The 15,541-nt window shown below is 44.1% G+C and carries 19 protein-coding genes and 1 other annotated feature (1 of these 20 cut by a window edge); of the genes, 9 read left to right on the forward strand and 10 right to left on the reverse strand.

Translation table 11 applies throughout. The features are described 5' to 3' along the window. Positions 1-62 precede the first annotated feature (62 nt). Positions 63-875 (forward strand): histidinol-phosphatase HisJ, encoded by an 813-nt coding sequence (gene hisJ, locus AC1DN5_RS09835; RefSeq protein WP_366969081.1) that lies wholly within the window; start codon positions 63-65, stop codon positions 873-875. Here the strand turns inward: hisJ and refZ are convergent. Beyond that, positions 865-1,488, reverse strand: coding sequence for a forespore capture DNA-binding protein RefZ (gene refZ / locus AC1DN5_RS09840; protein ID WP_016938572.1), 624 nt, complete (start codon positions 1,486-1,488; stop codon positions 865-867). The two genes, hisJ and refZ, sit on opposite strands and share 11 nt — an antisense overlap. A gap of 126 nt (positions 1,489-1,614) precedes the next feature. Between refZ and AC1DN5_RS09845 the strand changes: the two genes are divergently transcribed. Next, positions 1,615-2,097 (forward strand): GAF domain-containing protein, encoded by a 483-nt coding sequence (locus tag AC1DN5_RS09845; RefSeq protein WP_016938571.1) that lies wholly within the window; start codon positions 1,615-1,617, stop codon positions 2,095-2,097. A 33-nt stretch (positions 2,098-2,130) separates the two neighbouring features. Here AC1DN5_RS09845 and AC1DN5_RS09850 read toward each other — a convergent pair whose 3' ends face one another. Further along, positions 2,131-3,879, reverse strand: coding sequence for a sensor domain-containing diguanylate cyclase (locus AC1DN5_RS09850; RefSeq protein ID WP_045926823.1), 1,749 nt, complete (start codon positions 3,877-3,879; stop codon positions 2,131-2,133). 290 nt (positions 3,880-4,169) lie between these two features. Here AC1DN5_RS09850 and rpsD point away from each other — a divergent pair, with 290 nt between their 5' ends. Continuing rightward, positions 4,170-4,772: a 30S ribosomal protein S4 gene (gene rpsD / locus AC1DN5_RS09855; protein ID WP_003152406.1), complete on the forward strand. Its 603-nt coding sequence runs from the start codon at positions 4,170-4,172 to the stop codon at positions 4,770-4,772. Positions 4,773-4,914: 142 nt separating this feature from the next. Here rpsD and AC1DN5_RS09860 read toward each other — a convergent pair whose 3' ends face one another. The 3 genes from AC1DN5_RS09860 to hmpA all read right to left on the reverse strand — a co-directional run bounded on the left by AC1DN5_RS09860 (position 4,915) and on the right by hmpA (position 8,025). Beyond that, positions 4,915-5,055: a hypothetical protein gene (locus AC1DN5_RS09860; protein WP_232904915.1), complete on the reverse strand. Its 141-nt coding sequence runs from the start codon at positions 5,053-5,055 to the stop codon at positions 4,915-4,917. Between the two features lie 142 nt (positions 5,056-5,197). Then, positions 5,198-5,755, reverse strand: a complete 558-nt coding sequence (locus AC1DN5_RS09865; protein ID WP_366969080.1) for an SMI1/KNR4 family protein — start codon at positions 5,753-5,755, stop codon at positions 5,198-5,200. A gap of 1,079 nt (positions 5,756-6,834) precedes the next feature. Continuing rightward, entirely contained in the window at positions 6,835-8,025 is a 1,191-nt protein-coding gene (gene hmpA, locus AC1DN5_RS09870) for an NO-inducible flavohemoprotein (protein ID WP_366969079.1), read from the reverse strand. Positions 8,026-8,256: 231 nt separating this feature from the next. On the opposite strand from hmpA, the gene AC1DN5_RS09875 reads away from it, so the two are divergent. The 3 genes from AC1DN5_RS09875 (at position 8,257) to AC1DN5_RS09885 (ending at position 9,393) form a co-directional block, all read left to right on the forward strand. Then, a complete protein-coding gene (locus AC1DN5_RS09875) occupies positions 8,257-8,430 on the forward strand; it encodes a hypothetical protein (protein WP_176465401.1) in 174 nt (57 codons plus the stop codon). Positions 8,431-8,608: 178 nt separating this feature from the next. After that, positions 8,609-9,118, forward strand: coding sequence for a type 1 glutamine amidotransferase domain-containing protein (locus AC1DN5_RS09880; RefSeq protein WP_016938563.1), 510 nt, complete (start codon positions 8,609-8,611; stop codon positions 9,116-9,118). A 146-nt stretch (positions 9,119-9,264) separates the two neighbouring features. Continuing rightward, the gene (locus AC1DN5_RS09885) at positions 9,265-9,393 is read left to right on the forward strand and encodes a hypothetical protein (RefSeq protein ID WP_255034232.1); all 129 of its coding nucleotides are present in this window, start codon (positions 9,265-9,267) and stop codon (positions 9,391-9,393) included. Between the two features lie 15 nt (positions 9,394-9,408). On the opposite strand, the gene AC1DN5_RS09890 is transcribed toward AC1DN5_RS09885, so the two are convergent. The 3 genes from AC1DN5_RS09890 to AC1DN5_RS09900 form a co-directional block, all read right to left on the reverse strand. Beyond that, a complete protein-coding gene (locus AC1DN5_RS09890) occupies positions 9,409-10,164 on the reverse strand; it encodes an SGNH/GDSL hydrolase family protein (RefSeq protein WP_045926819.1) in 756 nt (251 codons plus the stop codon). 168 nt (positions 10,165-10,332) lie between these two features. Continuing rightward, entirely contained in the window at positions 10,333-10,743 is a 411-nt protein-coding gene (locus AC1DN5_RS09895; protein ID WP_366969078.1) for a CotG/ExsB N-terminal domain-containing protein, read from the reverse strand. A gap of 159 nt (positions 10,744-10,902) precedes the next feature. After that, positions 10,903-11,775 carry a cation diffusion facilitator family transporter gene (locus AC1DN5_RS09900; RefSeq protein ID WP_045926818.1) on the reverse strand — a complete coding sequence of 291 codons (873 nt, stop codon included), beginning with the start codon at positions 11,773-11,775 and terminating at the stop codon, positions 10,903-10,905. A 220-nt stretch (positions 11,776-11,995) separates the two neighbouring features. Between AC1DN5_RS09900 and AC1DN5_RS09905 the strand changes: the two genes are divergently transcribed. From AC1DN5_RS09905 to AC1DN5_RS09915, 3 genes are all read left to right on the forward strand, one after another. Next, positions 11,996-12,802, forward strand: a complete 807-nt coding sequence (locus AC1DN5_RS09905) for a TrmB family transcriptional regulator (RefSeq protein WP_366969077.1) — start codon at positions 11,996-11,998, stop codon at positions 12,800-12,802. A 71-nt stretch (positions 12,803-12,873) separates the two neighbouring features. Continuing rightward, the gene (locus tag AC1DN5_RS09910; RefSeq protein ID WP_016938557.1) at positions 12,874-13,605 is read left to right on the forward strand and encodes an AzlC family ABC transporter permease; all 732 of its coding nucleotides are present in this window, start codon (positions 12,874-12,876) and stop codon (positions 13,603-13,605) included. Beyond that, the gene (locus AC1DN5_RS09915) at positions 13,602-13,925 is read left to right on the forward strand and encodes an AzlD domain-containing protein (protein ID WP_016938556.1); all 324 of its coding nucleotides are present in this window, start codon (positions 13,602-13,604) and stop codon (positions 13,923-13,925) included. The genes AC1DN5_RS09910 and AC1DN5_RS09915 overlap by 4 nt, the downstream gene beginning before the upstream one ends. Before the next feature lie 41 nt (positions 13,926-13,966). On the opposite strand, the gene sr7p is transcribed toward AC1DN5_RS09915, so the two are convergent. Both sr7p and tyrS read right to left on the reverse strand, forming a co-directional pair. Further along, positions 13,967-14,092 (reverse strand): small protein SR7P, encoded by a 126-nt coding sequence (sr7p, locus tag AC1DN5_RS09920; RefSeq protein ID WP_264819001.1) that lies wholly within the window; start codon positions 14,090-14,092, stop codon positions 13,967-13,969. 119 nt (positions 14,093-14,211) lie between these two features. After that, positions 14,212-15,477, reverse strand: coding sequence for a tyrosine--tRNA ligase (tyrS, locus tag AC1DN5_RS09925; protein ID WP_366969076.1), 1,266 nt, complete (start codon positions 15,475-15,477; stop codon positions 14,212-14,214). A gap of 50 nt (positions 15,478-15,527) precedes the next feature. Then, positions 15,528-15,541, reverse strand: a binding site (T-box leader); it runs 219 nt beyond the window's last position.

The following is a 15,541-nucleotide window of genomic DNA, read 5'->3' on the forward strand; positions in this document are numbered from 1 at the left end:
AAATCAAAAACTTTTTGCATAATTTCGGCAGGATTCTGCAATTTTTTAATGGAGTGACACAAATGGAAAAACGAGACGCTCATATCCACACGCCTTTTTGCCCTCACGGCTCGGAAGACACGCTGAAACAATATGTCGAAAAAGCCCTGGAAAAAGGCTTTGACTCGATCACATTTACAGAGCATGCCCCCCTTCCCCCGTCTTTTCAAGATCCTGTACCGCTTCAAGACAGCGCAATGGATCTCAGACAGCTGGAGATTTATTTGGAGCGGCTGTCACAGCTGAAAAAGGAATACAAGGGGCAGATCAGCATTCTGACTGGGCTTGAAACCGATTTTATCACAGGGTATGAAGAAGAAACCGCGGCGTTTCTTAACACATACGGCCCCTCACTGGATGACGGCATTTTATCCGTTCATTTTTTGAAGGCCGGTCCGTCTTATATATGCCTTGATTTTGATGAGCATGCGTTTCAGCAGCTGGCCGCGCACTTCGGCAGCGTTGAAGCCGTATATGAGCAATACTACAAAACTGTGTATTCTTCCATTGTAACACCGCTCGGACCATTTAAGCCAAAACGGGTCGGCCATATCACGCTCGTCAAAAAATTCGCGCGCCTTTTCCCTTACAGCATGTCACCTCAAATAAGAGAGCTTGCGGCCCGCTGTCTTGACGCCGTGAAAGAGCACGGAATGGAGCTGGATGTGAATACATCCGGACTCAGAAAGAAGTTTGCCGGGGAAGTATATATAGAGGATTGGATGGCTGAGACGGCGAAGCAAAAAAAAATCCCGCTCATATTCGGGTCGGATGCCCATCAAGCGGAAGATGTCGGCAGTTCCTATGAAACGTACAAAAGCATCGTCACTTCATAAGCGCCGCATCGGGACGGCGGAACACGCTTTCGATCCAAATCTTCACCTCTTCAAAATACCTTTTATAAAAGTACGGCTCATGAGGCTGCATATAGAGCACCTCCGTAATATATTGAGGCTGGAGATACGGCATCATCAAGAGGGATTTCAATTGCAGAATAAAATGCGGCACGGGCAGCGTCAGCCGTTTGTGGCGTGACTGCCCTTCTTCAATCACCAGCTGGAAAATATATTTTTCTTTCATTAAGTAAGTAGACATAATTTCCCTGATAAGCACGGAATCAATCGTCACTTCCCGATACACAAAACGTGTTAATTGACGATGATCGTGCTGATAGGATAAAATATCGAAAATCACCCGCAGGATGCGTTCCTGCGCGTCTTCACCGTTCACACTGCCGGCGGCTTTTTCCAGCGCTTCAGTATAGCCTTCGTAAAACTCGGAAACTAAATGTTCCATTAATCCGCCTTTCCCTTTAAAATAGTAGGAGATGTGCGCAACATTTACATCAGCTGACTTTGCGATTTCACGGACGGACGTGCCGGAATAGCCTTTTTGGTTAAACAGCAGGACAGCGGCGTTAATAATTTTGTCTTTGGTGCTTACTTTCATACGGCTCACCCCTTTATGTGTTTACAATTCAAGCAGAAAGGCGCCGTTCCTGTAAGAACTTCTCGACAAATGCCGGCAGAACGGCCGGAACTTTGTTTGATATTATAGAAAAAGTGAGGGTTTTCCATGTTTCATGTCGAAAAACAGTCCGGAGATAAAGAAAAAAGTTATCAGCTTCTGCTTAAACAGCTCGAAGCCATGACAGAAGATGAAACGGATGCGATCGCAAATTACGCGAATGCGTCAGCGCTTTTATACCATTCATTACATGAGGTCAATTGGGCGGGGTTTTACTTCGCTAAAGAGGGCGAGCTTGTACTCGGACCATTTCAAGGACTTCCTGCCTGTGTGCGCATTCCGTTCGGCAAAGGCGTATGCGGCACTGCCTACTCCAACGGCGCCGTGCAGCGGATTGCCGATGTGAATGCGTTCCCGGGACACATTGCCTGTGACGCGGCTTCCCAGTCAGAAATCGTCCTCCCGATCCGCGTAAACGGAGAAGTGATCGGTGTGCTGGACATTGACAGCCCCGTGAAAAACCGTTTTGATGAAACGGACGAAACCTATTTAGCAAAGTTTGTTGAAACGCTTGAAAAACGATTAGGATAAAAAAGGAGTTCGGCCCGCAGGCCGGCTCCTTTTTTACGTCGCCGTGCTGTTTTGATGGATAATCAGCCGGTTTTTACCGCTCCGTTTGGCGATATAAAGCGCCTCGTCCGCTTGCTGAACGAGCATTTTCAACGGCTTAGGGCCAGTCTTTGACCAGCAGGAAACGCCGCAGGAAATCGTTACGCGCGGCTCGGTGTTTTCCCGGATGGCGCGGACGAGCCTTTTGGCAATGCGCTCTCCGGATGACACATTGATGTTCGGCAGATAGACAGCCAGCTCTTCGCCTCCCCATCTCGCGGCAACATCGTGCTCCCGGATATGGTTTTTCATAACGGAGGCCACCTGAATCAGGATCGAATCTCCCGTTTGATGTCCGTATGTATCATTAATGTGTTTGAAATTATCGATATCAACGAGGATAAATACACCCCGTTTATGGATTTTCATGCTGTATTGAATTTTCTCATCTAAATAGGTTCTTGAATACAGCTCCGTCAGCTGGTCTGTCTGAACAAGATGCTCAAGCCTGTCGCGCAGCATGGAGTTCGTTACAGCCAATGTCGCATGGTGAATGAGCGCCTGAAAAAGCTTATACATTTCAAACGTAAAAGCATACAAATCCTTTTTCAATAAAATCGCAAATCCGAAGACGGTGTCATTTTCGATCATCGGCACCGCCATCAGCGAACCGTAGCCATTTTCGCCGAATACGGTCTTTCCGCTGCCGATAAACACACCCTTTTCTCCCTCGAACAGCTTTTCTTTCACAATGCTGATATACGGGTTGGCACGTTCTGTCTTAAAAAAGGCGGTATGTCCGGGAAGCAGATTTTGCGTCTCAAAATGATCAATATGAAAAAAAGCCACTTCTTCGGCGTAAAACGATTGGGTCATGATGGCGGCGAGCTCCCGCATCGTATCAGTGAGCCTGAGACGCTGATTCAGCTGGCGCGATGTTTCATTAATGAGCTCAAGATTCGCAATGCTTTTTTTCGATTGCTCATACAGCTGCGCATTTTCAAATGCTTTTCCCGCTGCGCCCGTAAGCAGCAGCATTTCACTCAGCGTGCTGCACGAAAGCGCGGCGTCCTGCATTCCCTCCGTCTTCAGAACCCCGTAAGTCCCCTGCTGGCCTTTGATCGGCAGGTAAGCAGATGACCTGCCTTTCCTGAGCATTCTGCCTGATAAAAACACCTGCAGGGCAAACTGATCGGCGTCTTCTCCGTCCATATGCAATTCTTTTGCGGGGAGCTGTCTGTCCGTATCCTGGTCCTGCGAGATGAACAGTGAAAAACGGAAAGACTGGAAAGCCTTCCTCAAACTCGCCTGCAGTTTTTCCAATACTTCATCCTGATCTAAAAGCGAATGGAACATTTCTGTCATTCTGTGGATTTTCCGCTGATGCTTTGTTTTGTCAAACAGCCCGCTCTGTCTCACAGATTGATTGATAAATTGAGTAACGAGCTCAGGCAATGATTCCGGGATCGGCAGCCCGCCTTCCGTGCGCAGATAAAAGGATCTGCCGGACGTCTGATTCCTGATCATAAAACGGCCGTCACTCTCTTTCAGCGGAGCATAATTCGGTTCCTCTTCTGTTTTTATGGTGAAACGTGCTGATTCAGCCGGTGAAAGGGTCAATGAAAGAGATGTAAAGCAGGATTCTAGAGCTGAGGCCAGCCATAACAGCGAGTCGGATAATGAGACGGATTCAGATTTCGTTAAGAAAAAAGAAAGCATTTTCTGATGAAAGGCCGTCACTTCATCGATTGTTTGTTTTTTCATTTTTATCACCTAAACATGTACTACTCATTTTTGTACATTATATCATAAACCGGCAGTCTTCATGGAGAAATGGTTGACGGCGGCGGAGAAAAATCATATAATGTTCTTTGTGTGAAATATTGCAGCCTTTTTGTTCAGCTTCTGTGTTTGCATTTTGTTCCTTAGCTGTAAGGTGTATCGTGTAACTCTCTGCTGCTGGAGCGAGGATACATGAAAACAAAATGTGCACGGTCGGATCGAACAGACGGTTTTTATTTTCCACAAAATAAAACCAAAGGAGGAGTCACATTATGGCTCGCTATACAGGTCCATCATGGAAACTGTCCCGCCGCTTAGGAATCTCTCTTAGCGGTACAGGTAAAGAATTAGAAAAACGCCCTTACGCACCAGGTCCCCACGGTCCGGGACAGCGTAAAAAACTATCAGAATACGGTTTGCAATTGCAAGAAAAGCAAAAACTTCGTCACATGTACGGTGTAAACGAACGTCAATTCCGCACATTGTTTGACAAAGCTGCAAAAATGACTGGTAAACACGGCGAAAACTTCATGATTCTTTTAGATGCACGTCTTGATAACGTTGTGTACAAGCTTGGTCTTGCGCGCACTCGCCGTCAGGCACGCCAATTAGTTAACCACGGTCACATCCTTGTTGACGGAAGCCGCGTTGACATTCCGTCTTACCAAGTAAAACCTGGTCAAACAATCGGTGTTCGCGAAAAATCAAGAAACCTTTCTATCATCAAAGAATCTGTAGAAGTAAACAACTTCGTTCCTGAGTACCTTACTTTCGACGCTGAAAAGCTTGAAGGTACATTCACTCGTCTTCCAGAGCGCTCTGAGCTTGCTCCGGAAATTAACGAAGCGCTTATTGTTGAGTTCTACTCTCGTTAATTGAAATGCTCTTTAAAGAGCATTGGATTAGACCCTAGAAACGTTGTTATATCAACATTTCTAGGGTTTTTCTTTTGGGCTGTCAGAATGGTGGACAGATGCCCCCTCTCTTTATTAAAAAAAGCCCCTGTCCGGGGCTTTTTTATGTGCCAACTGGCCACTCTGCTAATTTTAAAGTACCGACCGGGCGCTCTGTTATCTTAACATCTGATGATTCTTGATTAATCTTAACTGCAGCTAAACCACTTAACGTAACAAAGATTAGGGCTGCACAAAGAATCATTTTTTTCAATTATAATCCCTCCAGGTGCCTCATTTTCTCCTCGGCTAAAATAGCATGTTTAGGAAATTCAATGCTTCTTTTATAAGGCATTATTGTTCCGGCTGTTTATCCTGATGGGCTTAAATCGGTCGTATACGAATGATTAAAGCTCATCACTCTGGTGAGTTCTGTAATAATTTTCAGCAGTGTAAATATTCCACTCCCAAAAATTTGCTCCTTGAGACAAGATATACCTATCTAAAAATATCTCAAAATTAAGTTGCATGGGTTCATACTCGACAAATCCGTGGAACCATAAATAGTTTGGATCTGTGGAAATTTTGGTTTTGTCAATTAACAAATAACATCCGTCTAACAGATGTGCGACAGGAATAAACTGAGGCTCTAAAAAACCATTTTGCATATACTTTTCAATCTCTTCTAAATTAAGAATATGCAAACCCCCACCCACATTCTCACCGTAAATCAACAAATCAAATATTCTGGCTCCGTTATGCAATTTTAAAAAGGTTTTATAATCTTCAGGAAGTGAGACTTTTATTTTCTTCTCAAAACTCTCAATCTCCAGATCTGTTGCGCCTTTAGAGAAAGTACATTCTGTTTCTAAAAGCGTTCCTTCATTCCCTAAAATTTTCAAGCGGCCTTTTTCATCAATTAATTCTTTTAGACCTTGGAGCGTTTTTTCAACAAAAACTGCCATTGAGCCACCTCTTACTTATTAATATTTATCCCACCAAGGATTTAATAGGTTTTGGTGCATATCACGAGGGAGAGGATACAAATTATTAAAGTTATTCTTTCCCCCTTACTTTAGCGGAAGCACATGGAGAATATCGAATGAACTCCAATTCCACTTTGGACCACCGTATGTGTCGATATACTTCTTTATATAGTTACCTCGATCCGTTCTGCTATCCCATTTAGTTCTTTTATCGACAGGTACAACCGGGAAATTTGCTTTAGCCGGTAAAGGCATTGTTTTTTTGCTGTGAGTATTTATTATCTCCGGATACAGCATTGCTATTTTATTCGCAAGAGCAGGAGCCGACGTTCCAGTGGAAGTATCAGGAAGTGAACCTTTCCAACCGGCTACCGAAGTATGTTGGGACATAAAAAACTTTGTCTTTTTAGGATAATACGACTTTGAATATGATTTACCTACTTTAATATCCTTCCCTAAAAATTCTCTGTTATGGAGAAAAACCTTTCTATATTTTCCGCTATAAGTGCTACTTTCATATAAATCGTTTCTTGCTTCGATAACTATCGGCTTTTCGCCAACTATGCTTGCTATTTAATTGTTTAACCCTGACCAATTTTCCTTTTCACTTTTCGTAATCCCCTTAACGCAACCTAAGAATCATCCCGACTGACTAACTGTTTGACTTTGTACCCGATAACAGCAAGATAAACTACAATAATACAAATCAACGCATCAGGTCCAAAATTAGTTTGCGAAATTAAGTAAACACTTACCACACCGAAAACGATGTACATCATAATGTCAAAAATAATAATTTTCTCAGTAGTCATTTTGTTTTCCCCCATCTGCCTCATTCAAGGTGTTATTTTTAACCACCCATATATTATCAAAAATATAAAAATCATGTTAACACACTATCACAATAAACTGCACTTGAAATAAAGCCAGTAATGGTGACTATAAAATCATTTTAAATTTCTAAACCGAACTTAAGAAGTTCCCGATGATTCACAGAATAAAAAAAGCACCCGATCCGGGTGCTTCATACATTAAAATCATCGTATTCCCTTCTTTCATCACACCATACTCAGCTGCGGTTCGAATAATTCATAGTGAATCGATTCCGGCGGTGTATTGAATTCAGAAATCAGCTTTTTCATTTCTTTAATGAACGACGGTGATCCGCACAGGTAAAAATCAGCATCTTTATCTGTCATCACTTCTTCTAACAGCTGTTTGTCAATCCGGCCTTCCCGAAAACGAATGTTTTCTGAACGGTCTTGTTCGGACGGCTCACTGTAAATAAAGACGGTGTCAACAGATGAGTGTTCCGCGGCTTCTTCAGCTTCATGCCGCAGCGCATGATACTCGCCGCTCCTTGCCGCATGGATAAAGAGAACGTTTCGCTGCGGCTGGGCTTTGGCAACCGTCTTTAACATGCTGATCATCGGCGTGATTCCGACACCAGCACTGATGAGAACGAGATTCTTTTTGGAATCAGGGTCTAATACGAAGTCACCGGCCGGAGCGCTGATCTCAATTGAATCTTTTTCATGTAATTGGTCATGCAGATAAGAGGAAACAACCCCTTCTTTTTTAACAGAAATCCGGTAATAATCCTTACCGGACACATCGGATAAGCTGTACTGGCGGATATGTGTATAACCCGTATCCGGAATGTATACTTTTACACTGATATATTGTCCCGCTTTGAATTCGGGGAGAACTTGTCCGTCTTCCGGTTTTAAATAAAAAGACATGATCTCTTTGCTTTCTTTTACTTTTTTATCAATTTTAAACGCCTTATAGTCTTTCCAGCCGCCTTTTTGTGTTTCCGCTTGTTCATACATCTCCTTCTCAATACCGATAAATGCGTCTGCAATGACGCCGTATGCTTTTTCCCATGCCTGAATGACCTCAGGAGAAGCTCCGTCTTTTAACACATCCTTTATCGCGATTAACAAGTACTTGCCAACGATTGGGTAATGCTCGGGCTTAACTCCGATACTCCGGTGTTTTTGGCTGATTTGTTTCACGACGGGAACGATGTTTTCCAAGCGGTCAATATTGGCGGCGGCCGCGATCACAGCATTCGACAAAGCTGTACGCTGGGTTTTTTTCTTTTGATTCGTCTGATTAAAGACATTCAGCAGCTCAGGGTGATGCTGAAACAGCAGGTCATAAAATCGTCCTGTGATTTCTTCACCATGCTCTTTTAAGACCGGCACTGTGCTTTTAACGATTTCAATTGTTTTTTCATCGAGCATTCAGAAATCCCTCCAAAGATGTCAGCATCTCGTTGAACTGAGAAAAGAATTATGTTGAATTCTTTTTTATAAATTTCCCTGATTAAAAAGCGTTAACCATCCCAATTTGAAGCGAATTCAGGAAAAACCATACAGATACTATCCGCCCCTTATGGCAAACTTCAAAATGTGGACTTGCCGTGGTGTACTTGTCCGTTGTCAGCATTTAATAAAGTACGGGAGGTGAGATGAATGGGTAAAAAATCGAAAGTATATTACTGTGACCCTAAGTATATTGTGACTGACACGTATACTGACAAAGAAGTGGTTTACGTATATCAGGAAGAAACAATTCATGAGGTTATTGATCCGGGCGATCCCGGGAAATGCGGATGTAAAAAGCATAAAAAAAGACACAAAAAGTAATTGGTTCGATTTCTTGCCTTATCTCAGGTTAAACACGCAAGTTTCAGCAGACCTCCGTACCTTTTGGCTCCTCTTTTTCAGAGGGGTCTTTTTTATGCTTATCTTCAAGCAAATACGTTGAGAGAGAGCGATTTGCCTGATATCCTTGTCATATACAAACTACACAGGAGGCATGATGATGAGCAAAAAAATCGCAGTTCTGATAACAGACCAATTCGAGGATATTGAATATACAAGCCCGGCAGAAGCATTTAAAAAAGCAGGCCACAGTGTGGTGACCATAGATTTGGAAGCAGGAAAAGAAGTGACCGGCAAGCACGGTGAAAAAGTAAAGATTGATCAAGCGATCTCAGACGCAGACGCCGTTGAATTCGATGCGTTATTAATTCCTGGAGGCTTTTCACCGGATCTGCTTCGCGGAGATGACCGCCCGGGTGAATTTACTAAAGCATTCGTGGAAAATCAGAAACCCGTTTTTGCGATCTGCCACGGCCCGCAGCTGCTGATTGATACCGACCTTCTGAAAGGAAAAGATATCACGGGATACCGCAGCATCCGCAAAGACTTAATCAATGCCGGCGCAAATTATAAAGATGAAGAAGTCGTTGTCAGCCATAACATTGTAACAAGCAGAACACCTGACGATTTGGAAGCCTTTAATCGCGAATCATTGAATCTGCTGAAATAAGCGAATAAAAATGCACAGACCAGTTCAGTCTGTGCATTTTTTTATGGATTTATAAAGAAACACCAATAGTTAGACCTATTCTCTCCCTCATCCATAATAAGTAAAATAAAGAGTGGGTTTTTCAACACTCGACGGGAGGTTCGCTTATGTGGATAATCATTTTTCTGCTTATCATTTTAATCGGTTTTACCGGAAATATCGTCTCGCTTTTAAGAGCGCAACGGCGTGCAACTCAAAGAATGATTGAGCTTTTAGAAGAGAAAAGCCGAAAATAACCTTTCAGTGCTGTTTCATCCGTAATAATAATAAAAATTTCGGCAGATTTCCTGAAAGATAATTTGATGCCCTGTCTCGTTCGGATGAAGGCCTTCTGACATGCACATTTTACGGAAAGCGGGATTATACGGGTCGATGAGATCCGTATCAAATAGGTCGGCATACGGTACAGAAAGCAGGGTGCAGGCTTCTTTCTGGGCTTTCACATAGTCAGCCAGCTTCAAACCCAGTTTATTTTTATCAGTATCACGTCGGACGATTTTTCCGTTTGACATTTTCGCTTGTTTCGTCGGGGTCACTGCAATGATGCTCGCGCCTTTATTTCTGCTGCGGAGCTGCTGAATGACTTGGCAGAAACCTCCGTAAAATGAAGTGATATCTTTTTCATCTGTGCCGATGGGGATGTGGCCGCACCAATCATCATCTGTTCCCTGCACGATAATGACATCTTGTCCCGACGTTTTAAGCGATTGCTGATAAATGTTATCGTTTCCGTTGTTACTCATATTGACGCCGCTGACAGACAGATTGGTGATTTCGGCGTTTGTCCGGTCTTTCAGAATGTCACCAAAGCTGTATTTCGCACGCAGCCCCCGGGCGACGCTGTCACCTAAGATCGCGATTTTCGAAGCCTTCCGCAGCCTGCTTATGCTGATGAAGTCAACGCTGATATGCCCGCTGTCCGTAATATGCAAAAGCTTGCTGCTGATATCCTGCGAATAGATTGTTTCTCCTTCAGAGTCTTGATACATTTCCTCATTCAGCTTCATTCGGCGTCATCCCTTCCTGTTTTATCCTTCGGCATGTTGTTCAAAAATCAAAAACGGACACGAACAAACAGCGTCATGTTGTCAGTTCAGTGTCCGCAGGTGATACTGGAGTTTTTATCCAGTCCCTTTATTCCCATTATAGCAGATCATATATCATCGTTTCTACAGTCAGCATTTAAAACAGCGTTTGCGGGAAGAGCGGCGTTTCTGATGGGACCGTCTTGTGCGATGTGTCCGTTTTTTGCTGCGTGAACGATGTGTCCGGTGCGTCCGTTTTTTGCTGCGTGAACGATGTGTCCGGTGTGTCCGTTTTTTGCTGCGTGAACGATGTGTCCGGTGCGTCCGTTTTTTGCTGCGTGAACGATGTGTCCGATGCGTCCGTTTTTTGCTGCGTGAACGGTGTGTCCGGTGCGTCCGTTTTTTACTGCGCGAACGGTGTGTCCGGTGCGTCCGTTTTTGGCTGCGTGAACGGCGCTTGCTTTTTCTGGAAACCGGTTCTTGGTGCAAATACTCCCCTAACCCTTCTCTATGAGCAACGGCGACTCCATGTTCAATTTCTTTAACAGAAATAGCGTTCAATCGTATTCACCTCCCTTTTTCTTTACACCATAACGTATGAAATGAAAGTCTCTCTTGTATAAGCTTCTCTCTCAATCCGTGATAGAAATAGTCATTTACATAACAAAAAGACCCGTGTAAACGGGCCTCTCTGTTAAAACGCAAAATACAAGAACAGATTTATTTCTTCCTTTCACTCTCCGGCTCGGGATGAATCATCACTTGTGCTTGTTTAAATTCATCCGTAATATCCCTTTCAATGCGGTCACACAAGTCGTGCACGTCTTTAATCGTCACGTGAGACGCCACGACCATGTGAAAATCAATATACTCCTGCGGGCCGGACCGCCTTGTGCGAAAATCGTGAATTTCAATAAATTCGTGATGGAATGTTTCGATAATCTCTAAAATTGTTTTTTCTTCCTCCTCTGACAAACGGGTGTCAATCAGCGGCGGAAATGCTTCTTTCATTAATTTAAACGCTTCATATATGATATACACCGCCAGCACCATACCTATAATCGGATCAAGTATGTACCACTTCGTTAATGTAACGACCAAAAGGCTTGCCGCTACGCCTAATGATGTGTACACGTCAGTCAGTAAGTGCAGGGCATTTGATTTCATTGCCACGGAATTAACCTTTACAGCTTCTCTTTTTACTAATTTCGAGACGATCAAATTAATAAGAGCTCCCGCAAGCATCACAACGATTCCCAATACCGGCAGATGAACAGGCTCCGGGTTTACCAGTTTTTGAACGCATTCATATATCATCCAAATCCCCGCCGCAAAAATCAGCATTGTTTCGATCGTTCCGGACAGATTCTCGACCTTCCCATGGCCGTACGGATGCCCTGTATCAGCCGGCTTTTTTGAAATCCTGACGGAAATAAACGCGATGAAGGCGGCGATCAGATCTAAAAAAGAATGAATGGCTTCGGAAAGTATTGCGACAGACCCGGTTACCATGCCTACCGCTATTTTGAGCATGACGACCAGAGAATTGCTTATCACTGATAAAAAAGCGATTTTAGAGGTGTTTTCCACCATGATCCTCCTCTTTTTGACTTTCTTGGATTTATCGTATCAAACGGCATCCGTGTGGGTCTACAGCAACGTTTTTCACAAGAGCCATACAAGTAACTCGCCCCAAAATAAGTTGGAAAGCGACAACACGGGCGAATTGTTCTTTCAGCACTCAAGTCCCATTGACAACATACAACCGCTTACATTATAGTAGTTTCATGAATAACCACTATGGAGGATGTTTATGGAGGATGTTCTGAAAGAACTGCAGAAATTCGGATTTTCTCAATACGAATGCAAAGCATATATCGGCTTGTTGAAACACTCGCCTGTTACCGGATATGAAATCAGTAAAAGGTCAGGCGTCCCCCGCTCAATGATCTATGAAGTATTGGGGAAATTAGTTGATAAAGGCGCTGTCCATATTGTGCCGTCTGATCCGGTTACATATGCCCCGCTGGCCGGAAAGGAATTAATCGACCGGCTGCGGCATGACTTCGAGAGCTCCTTCGGCTATCTTGAAGAGAAATTATTAGCGCTTGAAAGCGAGCAGGAGATGAATGTCATCCGCCGCATCAGCTCAAATGATCATGTCATCAATGAATTGAAGGATATGATTGAAAAAGCCGAGGAAGAGTTGTGGCTGTCTGTCTGGGAACAGCAGATTCCCTTTATTCAAGAGGCCGTTAACAAACGCGCCGCCGAAAAATTACCCGTCTTTTCGATTGTGTTCGGCCCTCCGGAAGTGAAGCTCGGAAATACGACACATCATAATATGTCTCCTGAAGTGGCAGAAAAACGCATGGGCGGAAGATTAACGATAGCAGCACGGGATAATAAAGAAGTCTTAATCGCCAATTTTTCCCCGCAGACGAATGCCTGGGCCATTAAAACAGAAGATCCCGCTCTCGTTCTCGTGGCCATGGAATATATGAGGCATGACCTGATGTTTGCGGAGCTTGTGAAAGAAGTCGGAGCTGAAAAAGTTGAAGGTCTGATGAAACAAAACCATTCTTTATTTCATGTCGTCACCGGAAATCGGTTCATTTAAATGTGAACCGTATTTTCTTTGATTTTTTCATTAGTCGTTATCATTATAATCTCTAAGGAAGGAGTATAAAAATGATTCAGACAGAAGTGCAAAAAACAGCCGTTTCCCGGGAAATGAACGATACGTTTTTACAGGGGGTGCGTGATTGTGTGCCTACACTGCTGGGCTATATGAGTGTCGGTTTTGCTTTTGGCATTGTTGGCGTTGCCTCACACCTCAGTATTCTTGAAATTTGTTTGTTATCCTTGTTGGTCTATGCCGGCGCCGCCCAATTTATTATTTGCTCACTCCTTGTTTCCGGGAGTCCGATTTCTGCCATTATTTTAACGACGTTCATCGTCAATCTGCGGCACCTGCTCCTGAGCCTGACCATCGCGCCTTATTTCACAAAATACTCTTTGGTGAAGAATATCGGCTTCGGTGCTTTGCTTACTGACGAATCTTTCGGGGTAGCAGTGAACAAGGCGGTTCAGAACGGCAGGCTGTACGATAAGTGGATGAATGGCCTCAATATAACCGCCTATGCGTGCTGGGTTATTTCTTGTGTGATGGGCGGGCTTCTCGGACAATGGATATCTGATCCTTACGCCCTCGGTCTGGACTTTGCTTTGCCCGCTATGTTTGCGGCGCTTTTAGTGCTGCAATTGCAGTCGTCCGCATCGGAAAAGCTGAAACACAGCCTCTCCCTTATTCTCTATATGATCATTTTTATGATCTTGTTATCGTATTTCGTCCCGTCACACATCGCGGTCATCGTCTCAACCGTAATTGTGGCAACAATCGGGGTGGTGACGGACAAATGAGCATCAGCACGCAAATGATCTGGATTATACTCGGCTGCATGATTGTTACGCTTGTGCCGCGCATTGTTCCTTTTATATTTGTCCGGAACATTCAGATGCCGGAATTGGCTTTAAAGTGGCTCTCCTTTATTCCGCTTTGTATTTTGACCGCCTTGGTAACGGAAAGCATGATCGTAAAAACAAACAGCACTTTGACCTTTGATTGGAAAGCAATGATCGTCCTCATCCCGACATTGCTTTGCGCAATGCGGACGAAAAGCTTATCCATCACGGTTATTACAGGCGTTGTACTGATGGCCGCCGTCAGACTGATATGGTGACAAACAAAAGCCTCCATCCCTTGGGAATGGAGGCTTTTGTTTTATGAGGTCGGATTTTCTTCTTCCGCCTCAGGTTCTTCGGCTTTGACTTCGGCGTTCATGCTTTGCTGCTGTTCCCAATGATCCCGCTGCAATCTTTCTTTCGCAATGGTAAACATGAAATTCATGGCGCAGCGCCCCTTCCCTGTTTTGCTTATACTACGTACTGTACTCATTTCCCGGTGCAGTATTCGCAAAACATAAAAAAGCAGCCTGCCGCATTGAGCGGCCGGACTGCTCTTTATTTTCAGTATGTGATCAGGAAGTATTTTTTCTTTCCGCGGCGCAGTACGGTAAATTGATCTTCGATGCGGTCTTCCGCCGTCAGCAGATGACCGATATCCGTCTGGCGCTCTCCGTTAATGTAAACAGCCCCGTTTTGAATGTCTTCGCGGGCCTGCCGTTTTGAAGGCGACAACTTAGATTCCACAAGCACGTCTACTAAAGACAGTTCTTCAGAGCGGTCTTTTTCAAGTGAAGGCACGTCTTTAAAACCTACCTTGACGTCTTGAGCGGAAAGCTCTTTAATATTGCCGCTGAACAGCGCCTGAGAAATATGAACGGCCTGCTCAAACGCTTCACGGCCGTGTACAAGTACAGTCACTTCTTCAGCAAGGCGTTTCTGCGCTTCCCTTTTCTCTGGAGCCGTCTCCGCTTTTTCAGCATAAGCTTCAATTTCCTCTTTTGATAAGAAAGTAAAGTATTTTAAATATTTGACGACGTCACGGTCATCTGTATTGATCCAGAATTGGTAGAATTCATACGGCGATGTCTTTTCTTTATCAAGCCAAATCGCGCCGCCTTCTGTTTTGCCGAATTTCGTGCCGTCAGCTTTTGTGACGAGCGGAATGGTAAGGCCGAACGCTTTCGCCCCCTCTTCTTCCGATTTTCTGATCAGTTCAAGACCTGCCGTGATGTTGCCCCACTGGTCACTGCCTCCGATTTGGAGTTTGCAGTTCTTTTCTCTGTACAGATTCAGAAAATCGTAGGATTGCAGGATCATGTAGCTGAATTCCGTGTAAGAAATTCCGGTTTCAATTCTTGAGCTTACAGTATCTTTCGCAAGCATGTAGTTGATTCCGAAGTTCTTTCCGACGTCGCGGAGAAAATCAATGATGCTCATTTTTCCGATCCAGTCAAAGTTGTTCGCTATGACGGCTGGGTTTTCTCCTGCATCGAAATCTAAAAATTGAGAAAGCTGATTTTTAATTTTTTGCGACCATTCGACAACGATATCCTGAGTATTTAACGTGCGCTCCGCTTTTTTTCCGCTCGGATCGCCGATCAGCCCCGTCGCTCCGCCTACAAGCGCAATCGGATGGTGGCCTGCAAGCTGGAAACGGCGCAGTGTCAATATCGGCAGAAGGTGTCCGATGTGCAGGCTGTCCGCCGTCGGGTCGAAACCTGAGTATAAACGGATTTTTTCTTCGTTCAGCTGTTTATTCAGTCCTTCTTCATCCGTCATTTGCTGGATTAAGCCGCGGAAGGATAAATCTTCTAATAAGTTAGTCATTTTGTCTGCTCCTTTTTTTATGGAAATAAAAAACGCCCCTTCGTTTAAAACGAAGGGACGATAT

Source organism: Bacillus sp. 01N42_2, assembly GCF_056399565.1.